10 protein-coding genes are annotated in these 12,738 nt (G+C 73.1%); 8 read left to right on the forward strand and 2 right to left on the reverse strand.

Going from position 1 to position 12,738, the window contains the following annotated elements; genetic code table 11:
- Positions 1-151 precede the first annotated feature (151 nt).
- The 7 genes from AC559T_RS18425 to pknB are packed head-to-tail and all read left to right on the forward strand — an operon-like array spanning position 152 to position 10,399.
- On the forward strand, positions 152-1,750 hold the full coding sequence (locus AC559T_RS18425) for an FHA domain-containing protein (protein ID WP_498869537.1): 1,599 nt from the start codon (positions 152-154) through the stop codon (positions 1,748-1,750).
- Between the two features lie 3 nt (positions 1,751-1,753).
- Positions 1,754-2,293 carry an FHA domain-containing protein FhaB/FipA gene (locus AC559T_RS18430; RefSeq protein ID WP_083391044.1) on the forward strand — a complete coding sequence of 180 codons (540 nt, stop codon included), beginning with the start codon at positions 1,754-1,756 and terminating at the stop codon, positions 2,291-2,293.
- Positions 2,290-3,693, forward strand: coding sequence for a PP2C family protein-serine/threonine phosphatase (locus AC559T_RS18435; protein WP_012157582.1), 1,404 nt, complete (start codon positions 2,290-2,292; stop codon positions 3,691-3,693). Before AC559T_RS18430 ends, AC559T_RS18435 begins: the two co-directional genes overlap by 4 nt.
- Before the next feature lie 13 nt (positions 3,694-3,706).
- Complete coding sequence (locus tag AC559T_RS18440) at positions 3,707-5,188, forward strand: FtsW/RodA/SpoVE family cell cycle protein (protein WP_112108762.1); 1,482 nt, start codon at positions 3,707-3,709, stop codon at positions 5,186-5,188.
- On the forward strand, positions 5,185-6,633 hold the full coding sequence (locus tag AC559T_RS18445) for a peptidoglycan D,D-transpeptidase FtsI family protein (RefSeq protein WP_112108763.1): 1,449 nt from the start codon (positions 5,185-5,187) through the stop codon (positions 6,631-6,633). The genes AC559T_RS18440 and AC559T_RS18445 overlap by 4 nt, the downstream gene beginning before the upstream one ends.
- Positions 6,630-8,309 (forward strand): serine/threonine-protein kinase, encoded by a 1,680-nt coding sequence (locus tag AC559T_RS18450; RefSeq protein ID WP_498869538.1) that lies wholly within the window; start codon positions 6,630-6,632, stop codon positions 8,307-8,309. The genes AC559T_RS18445 and AC559T_RS18450 overlap by 4 nt, the downstream gene beginning before the upstream one ends.
- Complete coding sequence (pknB, locus tag AC559T_RS18455) at positions 8,306-10,399, forward strand: Stk1 family PASTA domain-containing Ser/Thr kinase (RefSeq protein ID WP_498869539.1); 2,094 nt, start codon at positions 8,306-8,308, stop codon at positions 10,397-10,399. Before AC559T_RS18450 ends, pknB begins: the two co-directional genes overlap by 4 nt.
- Positions 10,400-10,472: 73 nt before the next feature.
- Here pknB and AC559T_RS18460 read toward each other — a convergent pair whose 3' ends face one another.
- Positions 10,473-11,123, reverse strand: a complete 651-nt coding sequence (locus AC559T_RS18460; RefSeq protein ID WP_071064030.1) for an aminodeoxychorismate/anthranilate synthase component II — start codon at positions 11,121-11,123, stop codon at positions 10,473-10,475.
- A 140-nt stretch (positions 11,124-11,263) separates the two neighbouring features.
- Positions 11,264-12,274 (reverse strand): DUF881 domain-containing protein, encoded by a 1,011-nt coding sequence (locus tag AC559T_RS18465; protein WP_498869540.1) that lies wholly within the window; start codon positions 12,272-12,274, stop codon positions 11,264-11,266.
- 103 nt (positions 12,275-12,377) lie between these two features.
- Between AC559T_RS18465 and AC559T_RS18470 the strand changes: the two genes are divergently transcribed.
- Entirely contained in the window at positions 12,378-12,644 is a 267-nt protein-coding gene (locus tag AC559T_RS18470) for a cell division protein CrgA (protein ID WP_112107966.1), read from the forward strand.
- The last annotated feature ends 94 nt before the right edge of the window (positions 12,645-12,738 follow it).

The raw sequence follows: 12,738 nt of genomic DNA on the forward strand, positions 1-12,738 counted from the left end.
TATCTCCTTGCCGTGGGACACGCTATCACGCTGGAGACGGTAGCTTGCGCCGCCCCCCGGCCGGCCGCGGAGGCATGTCAAGCTGCCGAGCCGAGGGTTGGACCGGCCTGGGGGCATACGATCTCACAGACCGGGAGAAGGGAGGTCGGGCATGGGCGTGCTGCAGCGCTTCGAACGGCGCCTTGGCGGCCTCGTCGAGGGTGCGTTCGCGAAGGTCTTCAAAGGCGGGGTCGAACCCGTCGAGATCGCCAGCGCCCTGGCTCGCGAGACCGACGACCGGCGTGCGAACAGCTCGAACCGTGTCCTCGTCCCGAACGAGTTCGCCGTCGAGCTGGCTGGTGGCGACTTCGCCCGGCTGGCCCCCTACACCCGGGCGCTCTGTGACGAGCTGGCGGAGATGGTCCGTGAGCATGCCGCGGAGCAGCGCTACACCTTCGTCGGCCCGGTGACTGTCCGACTCGCGGAGGCCGCCGATCTCGACATCGGCGTCTTCCGGATCCGCAGCAGTGTGGCCTCCGCGGATCCCGCGGTGGTCGGTGGCCGCCGGCCGCGGCCGGCGGCGCCGGGTACCCCGCATCTACTGATCACGACACGCGCGCCGGGCGGGTCGGGCAGCGGCGAGCGGGAGTACCCGCTGGACGCGGAGACCACGGTGATCGGGCGCAGCGTCGAGTGCGACATCCGACTGAACGACACGGGCGTCTCGAGGCGGCACGGCGAGATCCGCCGCCTGCCTGACGGGCAGTTCCTGTACGTGGATGCCGGCTCCACGAACGGCAGCCTGGTCAACGGGCGCGCGGCGACGCAGGTGAAGCTTGTCAACGGCGACCGGATCGAGCTGGGGACCGCGGTCGTGGAGTTCCGGCGTGAGGAGGCCCGCGGCGCAACCGGCCCGCGTGGGCCGCGCACGCCGGTCCCGGCGCGCTCGTCACCGCCGCCGGGCCGCCCGACCCCGCCTCCGGCGGATCACCGCACGCCGCCGCCGTTCGACCCGCGCCAGCCGACTCCGTCGACCCGCCGGGGTACTCCGTCGCCGGACGACCGCTATGCCCGCCCGGAGCCGGGTGGTCCGGGCGGGCGCGAGCCCGGTTACCGCGACCGCCCCGGCCGGGATCCACGCGATGGCGACTACCGCGAGGGGCCGTCTCCGCGTTTCCGGGACGACCCGCCCGGCCGGTCCGCCGGCGACCACCGGCCGGACGCGTACCGCGAGGGGCCGTCGCCCCGCTTCCGCGACGATCCGGGCGCGCCGCCCGACGGTTACCGCGAGGGGCCGTCCGCGCGTTTCCGGGACGAGCCGCCCGCCCGCCCGCCCGCCCGGCCGGCCGCCGGGCCCCGGCCGGACGGCTACCGCGAGGGGCCCTCGCCCCGCTTCCGCGACGACGGGGCTCCCGCCCGGGGCCGCCCCGGGCCGACGCCGCCGCCGAACGCGCGCCAGGGCGGGGAGCGGGGTGACGGCGGCCGGCGGGCCCCCGGGCCGGGCCGGGAGCCCGATTACGGGCGGGCCGGCAGGCCCGATCCGGGCCGCGGTCACCGCGGGGAGCCACCGCGTGCCGGCGCGCGCGGCGCGGGCGGTCCCGCCGACGAGATGTACCGCTCGTCCACCGATCCACGCCAGCGCCCGCCCGTGCGCGCCGACGACGGCCTCGAGGCGCTGGAGCCTCTCGACGGCTTCGACGACGCCGAGACCCGCCTGCCCAGCCGGGCGGCGAACCATCCCGGCGACGACCGCCGGCGCAGGGGCTGGTAGCCGATGGATCCCACCGCGCCGAGCGAGCTCGTCCTCCTGCTGGTGAAGATCGGCTTCCTGGCGCTGCTCTGGGGGTTCGTCCTGGTCGCCATCCGAGCTGTCCGCCTGGACATGTTCGGGCCGACCAAGCGCCAGCAGCGACGCCAGCCAGTAGTCGCGAGGGCACCGTCCCCCACTCCCGGGGGGCGTCCCGAACGTGTCAGATCGCCACGCCAGAGCCCACGCCCAGCCCCCGCGCCACCCATCAACCCGGCTCCGAGCCGGCTCGTGGTCACAAAAGGGCATCTTGCCGGCACAACAATCCCACTAGGTCCCGAGGCAATCACCATCGGACGGGCACCGGACTCGACTCTGGTCCTCGAGGATGACTTCGCGTCAGGACGGCATGCGAGACTCGTTCCTCACGACGGACAGTGGTTCGTCGAGGACCTCGGCTCGACCAATGGCACATTCCTCAACCGCACGAAGGTGACGAGTCCCATGCCGGTACCTCTCGGCGCGCCGGTCAGGATCGGGAAGACGGTCCTGGAGCTTCACCGGTGAGCCTCAGGCTTCACTTCGCCGTCCGCTCGGATGTCGGGCACGTCCGAGAAGGGAACGAGGACTCCGCCTACGCGGGAGCCCGCCTGCTCGCGGTGGCCGACGGTATGGGCGGCCACGCCGCCGGGGAGGTCGCGAGCTCGACCGTCATCTCCCGGCTGGCCGAACTCGACGAGCACCTCGACGCGACAGACCTGCTCGAGGAGCTGTCCGACGCCGTCCGGGACGCCAACCGTCGCCTGCGCGACATGGCGATGGAGAACAGCTCCCTGGACGGGATGGGCACCACGGTGACCGCGATGCTGTCCTCCGGGGAGCATCTCGGCCTGCTGCACGTGGGCGACTCCCGCGCGTACCTGTTGCGCGACGGCGTGCTGACGCAGATCACCCATGACCACACCCTCGTCCAGGACCTGGTCGACCAGGGTCGGATCACCCCGGAGCAGGCGAACACCCATCCGCAGCGGTCGCTGCTGATGCGGGCGCTCGACGGCCGCGAGGTCGAGCCGGACGTCTCGATGCGCCAGGCCGTCGACGGGGACCGCTACCTCCTGTGCACCGACGGCCTGTCCGGGGTGGTCAGCGAGGAGACGATCCTGGAGGCGCTGCTGCTTCCTGCGCCGCAGGATGTGGTGGACCGCCTGGTCGAGCTCGCCCTCAAGGGCGGCGGCCCGGACAACATCACGGTGGTGGTCGCGGACGTCATCGACGACGACCTCGACGACGACGCCCCGCTCGTGGCGGGCGCGGCCGCGGAGAAGCGCGTGGTCCCCGGGGCGGCGGCGGCCCGCACCGGACCCAACCCGCGCAACACCGACTCCGAGTCGGCGGCGGCGAAGGCGGCCCGCATCGGTCGGCCGGGCTTCCACCGCCGGGGCTCCGGCGACCGCCACGACGATCCCGACGACGACCCCGAACGAGGCACGGCCCACGGCGGCCGGCGCCGCCTGTTCATGTCGACGGTCGTGCTCGTCCTGGTGGTCGCCGGCGCGGCAGCCGGCTGGACGTACGTGCGCGGCCAGTACTACGTGGGCGTCGACGACGATCACGTGGCGGTCTTCCAGGGGCTGAAGGGGAGCATCGCGGGCATCTCGCTCTCGACGGTGCGCTCCCGCCACCAGCTCCTGTCCGAGGTCAACGAGCCCTTCCAGGACACCGTGCGCCAGGGCATCGAGGCCGACGACCTCTCCGAGGCCCAGCGCATCGCGGCCGACCTGCCCACGGCGTCCCCGGCCGCCTCGACCACCGACACCGCGCCGACCACGTCCCCCACCCGGGCGCCGGATGCGAAGACGTCCAGGTCGGATCCGCTCCCGACCGTCGACCCCACGTGCCTGGGCGCGGTGACCGGCGCCGCGCCGCCACCGGGCTGCCCCGGGGTGGGCGTGACGCCGTCCCCGTGAGTCCGGACGCGCAATGACCCTTCCCCCGCTGCGCCGGCCGAGGTCGGCGGACCTGACGGCGACGTTCGCCGGGTTCCCGCTGCCGAGCGGGCTCGAGCTGCCGCCGTACCGCCGCCGGGAGCTGTTCCTGCTCGGTTACGCCGGCGTGCTGGCGACGGGCGCGTTGGCCGCGCTGATGCTGGCCCACGACGGGACGATCGGCTTCCAGGTCTTCACCTACGGTCTCGGCTTCTTCTCGCTGTGGGCGCTGGGGCACCTGGCCGTCCGCCGGTTCGCGCCGGCGGCCGACCCGGTGCTGCTCCCGGTGGTGGCGGCGCTCAACGGGATCGGCCTGGTCATGATCTACCGGCTGGACCTGGCGAAGGCCGACAGCGCCCGGCGCGCCGGCAACCCGATCCCGACCGGCGCCGCGCAGACCCAGCTCGTCTGGACTCTGCTGGCGATCGTCGTGTTCGTAATGGTTCTGGCGGTCGTGCGCGATCATCGGGCGCTGTCCCGCTACGCCTACACGCTGGGCCTGGCAGGCCTGGTCTTCCTGGTCCTGCCGATCGCGCCCGGCATCGGGGCCACCATCAACGGGGCCCGGCTGTGGCTGCAGGTCGGGCCGTTCTCGTTCCAGCCCAGCGAGGTCTCGAAGATCGCCCTTATGATCTTCTTCGCCGCCTACCTGGAGAACAAGCGGGACGTCCTCTCCCTGGCGTCGCGGTCCTTCCTCGGCATGAAGATCCCGCGGGCACGTGACCTCGGGCCGGTGCTCGTGGCGTGGCTGGCCAGCCTGGGCGTCCTGGTGGTGCAGAAGGACCTCGGCTCGTCCCTGCTGTTCTTCGGGATGTTCCTGGTCATCCTGTACGTGGCGACCCAGCGCGTGTCGTGGGTCGCGATCGGCCTGGGCCTGTTCATGCTCGGCGCCGTGGTGGCGCACAGCCTGTTCAGCCACGTCCAGGTCCGCGTCGACGGCTGGCTGCACGCCTTCGACGGCAACAACCCGTCCAGCACGTCGTTCCAGCTGGTCCAGGGCCTCTACGGGTTCGCCGCGGGCGGGCTGACCGGCACCGGGATCGGCCAGGGCAGCCCGCAGCGGGTTCCGTTCGCCAACACCGACTTCGTCATGGCCAGCCTGGGCGAGGAGTTCGGGCTGACCGGCGTGATGGCGATCCTGCTGCTGTACGCGCTCGTGGCGGCCCGCGGCATCCGGGCGGCGCTCGGAGCCAAGGACCCGTTCGGCAAGCTGCTGGCGACCGGCCTCTCCGCGACCGTCGCGCTGCAGGTGTTCGTGCAGGTCGGAGGCGTCATGCGGCTCATCCCGCTGACCGGCCTGACGCTTCCGTTCGTCTCCTACGGCGGTTCGTCCATCGTCGCGAACGCCGCCATCATCGCGCTGCTGCTGCGGATCAGCGACGCCGCGCGGCGCCTGGAGGAGCCCGTCCCGGACGCCCCGCTGTTCGACCCGAACGCCGTGGCGGAGAGTCCCACCCAGGTGGTGAAGACCACGTGAACACCCCGGTTCGCAAGGTCGCCCTCGCCTGCATGGTGCTGTTCGCCGCGCTGCTGGTGAACGCCAACTGGATCCAGGTGGGCCAGGTGGACCGGCTCAAGACCGAGCCGACGAACGCCCGCCAGATCACCGAGCGCCTCGAGCGCCAGCGCGGCGGGATCATCGCCGGCGAGACCGTGCTGGCCACGTCCGTCCCGGTCGACGACGAGTACAAGTTCCAGCGGCAGTACCCGAACGGGCAGCTCTATGCCAACCTGACCGGCTACTACACGCTGTTCACGGCCTCGGGCCTCGAGCGCTCCGAGGACGTCTTCCTCTCCGGCGACGACGACCGGCTGCTGGCGAGCCGGGTCACCGACCTGTTCACCGGGGAGGAGCGGCGCGGCGGCACGGTCGTGACGACCATCGACCCGCACGTCCAGCAGGCGGCCATGGACGCGCTCGACGGGCGCCGGGGCGCCGTCGTCGCGCTCGACCCGTCCACCGGGGCGATCCTGGCGATGGTCACGACCCCGTCGTTCGACCCGAACACGCTCGCGACCCATGACGAGTCGGCGGCGACCGACGCCTACCAGCAGCTGTCCACCAACAGCGACCAGCCGCTGCTCAACCGCGCCGCGCAGCAGACCTATCCGCCCGGCTCGACCTTCAAGCTGATCACCGCCGCGGCGGCGCTCGCGCACGGTACCGAGCCGGAGACCCGGGTCGCCGCACCGGATGAGCTCACCCTCCCGCAGAGCACCACAGTGCTACCCAACTTCGGGGGGGAACGCTGTGGGGACGGCCGGACCGATACCCTGACCCACGCATTGACCATCTCCTGCAACACAGCGTTCGCCCAGCTCGGGATCGATCTGGGCGACGACGTCCTCCGTGCCCAGGCGGAGGCGTTCGGTTTCAACTCGACGATCGAGGACTTCCCGCTCCAGCAGGCCCGCAGCGTCTTCCCGTCCGACCTCGACGGCGCGCAGACCGCGCAGTCGGCGATCGGCCAGTTCGACGTCCGGGTCACCCCGTTGCAGATGGCGGAGGTGGTGGCGGCGATCGGCAACGGGGGTGTCCGGATGAAGCCCTATCTCGTCTCCGAACTGCGCGGGCCGGATCTCAAGCGGCTCGACCACACCGAACCGACCGAACTGAACAAGCCCGTCTCACCCGAGGTCGCCGCCAAGCTCACGACGATGATGGAAAGTGTCGTGACGTCGGGCAGCGGCCGCAGGGCCCAGATCGACGGAGTGGACGTCGCCGGCAAGACGGGCACCGCCGAGCACGGCACCGGCGAGCCACCGCACACCTGGTTCGTCGGCTTCGCTCCCGCCAGTGCCCCGAAGGTCGCGGTGGCGGTGATCGTCGAGGATGGCGGCGGCGAGTTCGCCACCGGCGGCGCCGTCGCAGCACCCGTTGCCAAGGAAGTCATGCAGGCCGCATTGGACACGCAACGATGAGCACATCCGCCAACAGCCCGTCGCCGTCGCAGCCGTTCGCCGGCGCCGCCTCCCCCAACACCGTGCTCGACAACCGCTACCGCCTGGACGGCCGCATCGCGACCGGTGGGATGGGCGAGGTCTGGCGTGGCCTCGACCAGACGCTCGGCCGTCCCGTCGCGGTGAAGCTGCTGCGCCCCGAGTACGCCAGTGACGAGTCGTTCCTGGTGCGCTTCCGCGGCGAGGCCCGGCACGCTGCGCGGCTGTCCCACCCCGGTGTGGCCTCCGTGTACGACTACGGCGAGGTCTCCACCGCCGACGACTACCCGACCGCCTACCTGGTGATGGAGCTGGTGGAGGGCGAGCCGCTCTCCGCGCTGCTGCACCGGGAGAAGCGGCTGAGCCCCGACCGGATGCTCGACATCCTCGGCCAGTCCGCCGACGCGCTGCAGGCGGCGCACGCCCTCGGCGTCGTCCACCGCGACGTCAAGCCCGGCAACCTGCTGCTCCGGACCGACGGAGCGGTGAAGGTGACCGACTTCGGCATCGCGCGCGCGGTCGACGCGGCCCCGCTGACCGCGACCGGGATCATGATGGGGACGGCGTACTACGTCTCCCCCGAGCAGGCGTCCGGGCGGCCGGTGACCCCCGCGAGCGACGTGTACTCGCTCGGCGTGGTTGCCTACGAGTGCCTGGCCGGGCGGCGGCCGTTCGACGACCGCAACCCCATCGTCGTCGTCATGGCCCACCAGCAGGACACGCCACCACCGCTTCCGTCGGACATCCCGTACCAGGTCAGGGCCCTGGTCGAGTCGGCGATGTCGAAGGACGCCTCGCGCCGGCCGAGCTCGGCGGGCGCGTTCGCCCGCTCGGCGGCCAGCATCCGGCGCAGCCTGTGGAACTCCGACGCCGGGCGGTGGAGCGGCACCCCGGGTGCCGGGGACGCCACCGCGCGCCATCCCGCGCCACCCGCGCCACCGCACCTGGGGCCGGTGCCCCCGCGGGCGCCGACCGCCCCGCGCACGCCGTCGTGGAACCGCTCCGGCGGCGCGTCCTGGACCCAGCAACCGCCACCGGCGGACCCGACCGCCGCGGCACCCGGCATGCCGGCCACCGCCCTGCAGCCCTCCCCGGGGCAGGGCGGCTCCGGCCCGGGCGCCGGGCGCGGCGGCGGCCCGGGACGGCTCTACGGGCCGGGCGACTACTCGTCCGACCCCCGCAACCCGTCCGACTACCGCAATCCCTCCGACTACCGCAACGACTATCCGCCCGGCGGCGAGCACGGCCCGGGGTGGCACGGCGGCCGGGACGACGGCGGGCACCGGGACGGCAGCGGGCACCGGGACGGCGGGCCCGGCGATCCGGCCAACACGCTTTACCAGCCGTCGCCGTCCTGGTCGGACCCGCCGGGCGACGGGCCGGGTGGCCGGATCGCGCACCGCCGGCCGGGCGCCGCGGCCCAGCGCCGGCGGCTCCCGCTGCCGGTACTCATCGCGCTGCTGATCCTCACCGTGTTGGTGGTAGCAGTGATCACTCGCACCGTCGCCGAGGCGGGCGGCTCCAAGGACGGGGCAGCCGCCACGTCGAATGTGCTATATCTCACACCCGCGGAGGGTGAGATCGTCGGCCCGGCCGGCGAGGCGGCTGGCACGGTGGTGGCCGGCGCTGCAGAGCCGACGACGGGTGACAACCTGTGACGGATGTAACTGACAGGTACGAAGCTCAACCGAGACTGGTCGGTGAGCGCTACGAGCTCGGTGGCTGCATCGGCTACGGCGGCATGGCCGAGGTCTACCGGGGCCGCGACATCCGGCTGGGCCGCGAGGTCGCGGTCAAGACGCTGCGCGCCGACCTCGCCCGCGACCCGACCTTCCTGGCCCGGTTCCGCCGGGAGGCGCAGTCCTCGGCCTCACTGAACCATCCCGCGATCGTCTCGGTGTACGACACCGGCGAGGACGTCATCAACGGGACCCAGCTCCCGTACATCGTCATGGAGTTCATCGAGGGCCAGACCCTGCGGGACGTCCTGCAGGCGCAGGGCGCCCTCGACGAGCGGCACGCCATGCAGGTCACCGCGGAGGTCTGCGCGGCGCTGGACTACAGCCACCGGATGGGCATCATCCACCGCGACATCAAGCCCGCGAACGTGATGCTGGCCTCCGACGGCTCGGCCAAGGTGATGGACTTCGGCATCGCCCGCGCCACCACCGCCACGACGTCGAACATGACCGCGACGTCCGCCGTGATCGGCACGGCGCAGTATCTCTCCCCCGAGCAGGCCCGCGGCGCCCGGGTGGACACCCGCAGCGACGTCTACTCCACCGGCGTGCTGCTCTACGAGCTGCTGACCGGCGAGCCGCCGTTCCGCGGCGACAACCCGGTCGCCGTCGCCTACCAGCACGTGCGGGAGATCCCGCCGCCGCCGTCGAGCCACGACTCCCGGATCTCCCCCGAGGCCGACGCGGTCGTCCTGAAGGCGATGGAGAAGGACCCCGACGACCGGTACGCCACCGCCGGCGAGATGCGCGACGACCTCGAGCGCGCGCTGAGCGGGCACCGCGTCCACGCCATGATGATGGGCGCGGGCGACGAGACGATGCTCGGCGGTGCGGGAGCGGGCACGGCCGGCACGGCGCTGCTCGGCCGCTCCCGCGGCGGCTACGACGACCGGTACGAGGGCGGCGGCTACCAGGGCCGCTACGACGACGGCTACGACGAGCCGGGCGGCTACGACGACGGCTACGGCGAGCAGACCCGCGTGCGCGGGGAGCCCTACGACCGCTACGACCAGACCGGGCCCGTCGACCGCTACGGCAACGCCGGCCCCCCCGGTCACCGCGCCGGCACCGACCGGGACCGCGAGGGCTCGTCGACCTGGAAGTTCGTCCTCGCCGGGCTCGGCGCGGTCGTCGTCTTCGTGGTGGTCGCGCTGCTCGCCTCCTCGCTGCTCGGCGGCGGGAGCGGCGGTGACGACACGGCCGGGGCACAGGTCACCATCCCGTCCGGGCTGAAGGGCCAGCCCTACGACGCCGTCGTGGGCCGGTTGCAGAGCGAGGGCTTCACCGGGCGCTTCGACAAGCAGACCCAGGAGAGCACGGACGTCGCCCCGAACTCTGTGCTGGAGATCTCCCCGGGCGAGGGCCAGACCATCGCGGCGGACGGCACGATCTCCATCACGGTGGCGATCGCGCCGGGCCAGGTGACCGTCCCGCAGGGCCTCGCCGGCATGACCCAGCAGGCGGCGACGGACGCGCTGACCGCCCTCGGGCTGCAGGCGTCGCCGATGCAGTACTACGAGGCGGCGAACCAGGGTGTGGGCAAGGTCGAGAAGACCGAACCCGAGGCCGGGCGCCCGGTCGACTCCGGTAGCTCGGTCACGATCTGGGTGGTCAGCTCGACGGTCAACGTGCCCAACGTGACAGGCAAGGCAGCGCAGGCGGCCATCTCCGAGCTGCAGCGGTACGGCCTCACCGCCGTCCAGGAGACCGTCGTCAACAACGCCCAGCAGCCAGGCACTGTCACTGACCAGAGCCCGTCCGGCGGCGCCGTCAACCGCGGCTCGAAGGTGAAGATCTTCATCGCGGCGGAGAACCAGCAGCCGACCACCCCGCCGGCGACCGCCACCACGGCGCCGCCGACCGATACTCCACCGGTCATCATCGATCCGACGACCCCACCGGCGACGACCCCGCCGGCGACCACCACGCCGCCGACCGGCGGCGGGACGCCGACGAACGGCCAGCAGCCCGGTGCCGCCGGGCCCCTGCGGGGAGCGCTGAACCGATAGCGCTCCTCTGAGTAACGGCTGATCCCCCGCCCGCCCAGCCCGCCGCGAGGGCGGGTGGGGCCGGCGGAAAGGATCAGGCGAAGGCGGCCAGGCGGAGGGTCTCGACCTCAGCCGCCAGGGCGGGGGCGAGCCGCATGGCCGCGCCGCCGTCGCCGCAGATCTCCAGCCAGCGGGCGAGCATCAGGTGCCCGCCCTGGGTCAGCACCGACTCGGGGTGGAACTGGACACCCTCCAGCGGCAGCTCGCGGTGCCGCATCGCCATGACCACCCCGCTGTCGGTGCGCGCGGTCACCTCGATCTCCGCCGGCAGCGTGCTCTCCTCGACCGCCAGCGAGTGGTAGCGGGTGGCGGTGAACGGCGAGGGCAGATCCGCGAGCACGCCGACGCCCTCGTGGTGGACCACCGAGGTCTTGCCGTGCAGCAGCTCGGGCGCCCGGTCGACCGTGGCCCCGTGGGCGACACCGAGTGCCTGGTGGCCCAGGCACACGCCGAACAGCGGCAGCCGCCGCGCCGCGCAGGCCCGCACCATCGCGATGCTGACCCCGGCCGCCTCGGGGGTGCCCGGCCCCGGCGAGAGCAGGACGCCGTCGGCCCCCAGCTCGTCGAGGTCGCCCGGCTCGACCTCGTCGTTGCGGCGCACCACGCACTCGGTGTCGAGCTGGCCCAGGTACTGCACCAGGTTGAACACGAACGAGTCGTAGTTGTCGACGACCAGGATCCGCATCGGGCCTCCCCGGAGCACGGCACCCGGTGAGGTCATCCGCCTGGGCGGGGAGCCGGACACCGGGCGCGGCGCGCCCTCGGGTGCTGGCTCCATCCTGCCTGACCCCACGGGGCAACCGAAACGATCACTCGATCAGATGATCACTGGCCGCCGGGCGCCGACGGGGTACCGGACGCGGGCCGGGCCACCGCCCCGGGCCCCGCCAGCAGACTCCCGGCGTACGCGGGCAGGACGACGTCCGTGCCGGACGTCACCTGGTACCCCAGACCATAGGCGTCGACGTACTCCCGGTAGAGCAGGACGCCGGGGTCGGTGTCCAGCGCGGCCCGCAGCACGTCGGGGTCACCGATCGCGCTGATCCGGAACGGGGGTGAGTACACCTGCCCCTCCAGCAGCAGCGTGTTCCCCACGCACCGCACGGCCGTCCGCGGGGTCACCCGGTGATCCATGATGGCCATGGCCTCGGCGCCACCGGCCCACAGCGCGTTCACGACCGCCTGGACGTCCTGCTGGTGCACGACGAGGTCGTTCGGGCCGGGCGGGGGGACGCCGGGGGGCAGCGACCGGCCCCGGCTCTCCCGCGGCGCGTCGTCCAGCTCGACCGTGACCGCCGGCCCGCGCATCGCGGTGAGCCCCACCTGGGCCGCGAGCGCGGCACGACGGTCGAGCGGATCATCCACCGCCGGCTTGGGAAGTGTGGGCGTCGTGGCCGGCGCGGCCGGGACCGCCGACGATGCCGGGTTCGCCGCCAGCGCCTCGCGCTCGGTCTGGAGCCGGTCAAGTTCCGCGTCCACCCGGCGGCGGTCCTGGGCGACCAGCCCGGCGACGCTGACGACCCCGGCGCCCCCGACGCGCCCGCCCGCCGATGGCCGCACGGCCGCCGCGGTGAGCAGCGCGGCGCAGGCCACGACCAGGCCGACCAGCGCGATCCGCCAGGCCGTGGCCCGCCGCCGCGCCGCCGGCGTGGGCGCCGGCCCTTCTGTCTCGTCCGTCTCGTCCGTCGTGCTTCCGGCCTTCCGTGCCGGGCCACCGCCGGGCAAGGCCCGGGTGCCGCGATCGTCCCCCGCCGCAGGGTACGCCGCGGACCACGCTCCGCTGCCAGGGCGGTCACTCGCGGCGCGCCGGGGCGCGGCGGGAGCGCCCGTCACCACGTCCGTGGCGGTGCACTGTCTACGCTGGTGGTGAACATTTGGACGGTGCCGGCCCGGCGGCCTGGTCGGCGCACCGTGAGAACCTGGTCACGAGGAGCCCGCAGTGCCCGAATCCCGACGCCGGAAGCCGAAGAAGACCACGGTGGCGGCCCCGCAGACCAGCACGCGCGCACCGAAGCGCAAGCCGCCGTCACCGCCATGGTTCGGCGGCATGATCCTGGCGTTCTTCCTGATCGGCATCGCCTACCTGCTCGTGTACTACTTCTCGAACGGCGGCGTGCTGGGGATGGAGAGCCTCGGCGGCTGGAACATCCTGATCGGCTTCGGTTTTGTCGTCGTGGGCCTCGCCGTGTCCACCCAGTGGCGCTGACCGGCCGGTTCCAGGCAGCGCCCGGCGTGCCTGGCGGACCGGTCCGCCAGGCACCCTGACACAGGCGCGACTTGCACAGCTGTCATTCATCCAC

Source organism: Frankia sp. Hr75.2 (assembly GCF_949319125.1).
Taxonomy (GTDB): Bacteria; Actinomycetota; Actinomycetes; order Frankiales; family Frankiaceae; genus Parafrankia; species Parafrankia soli.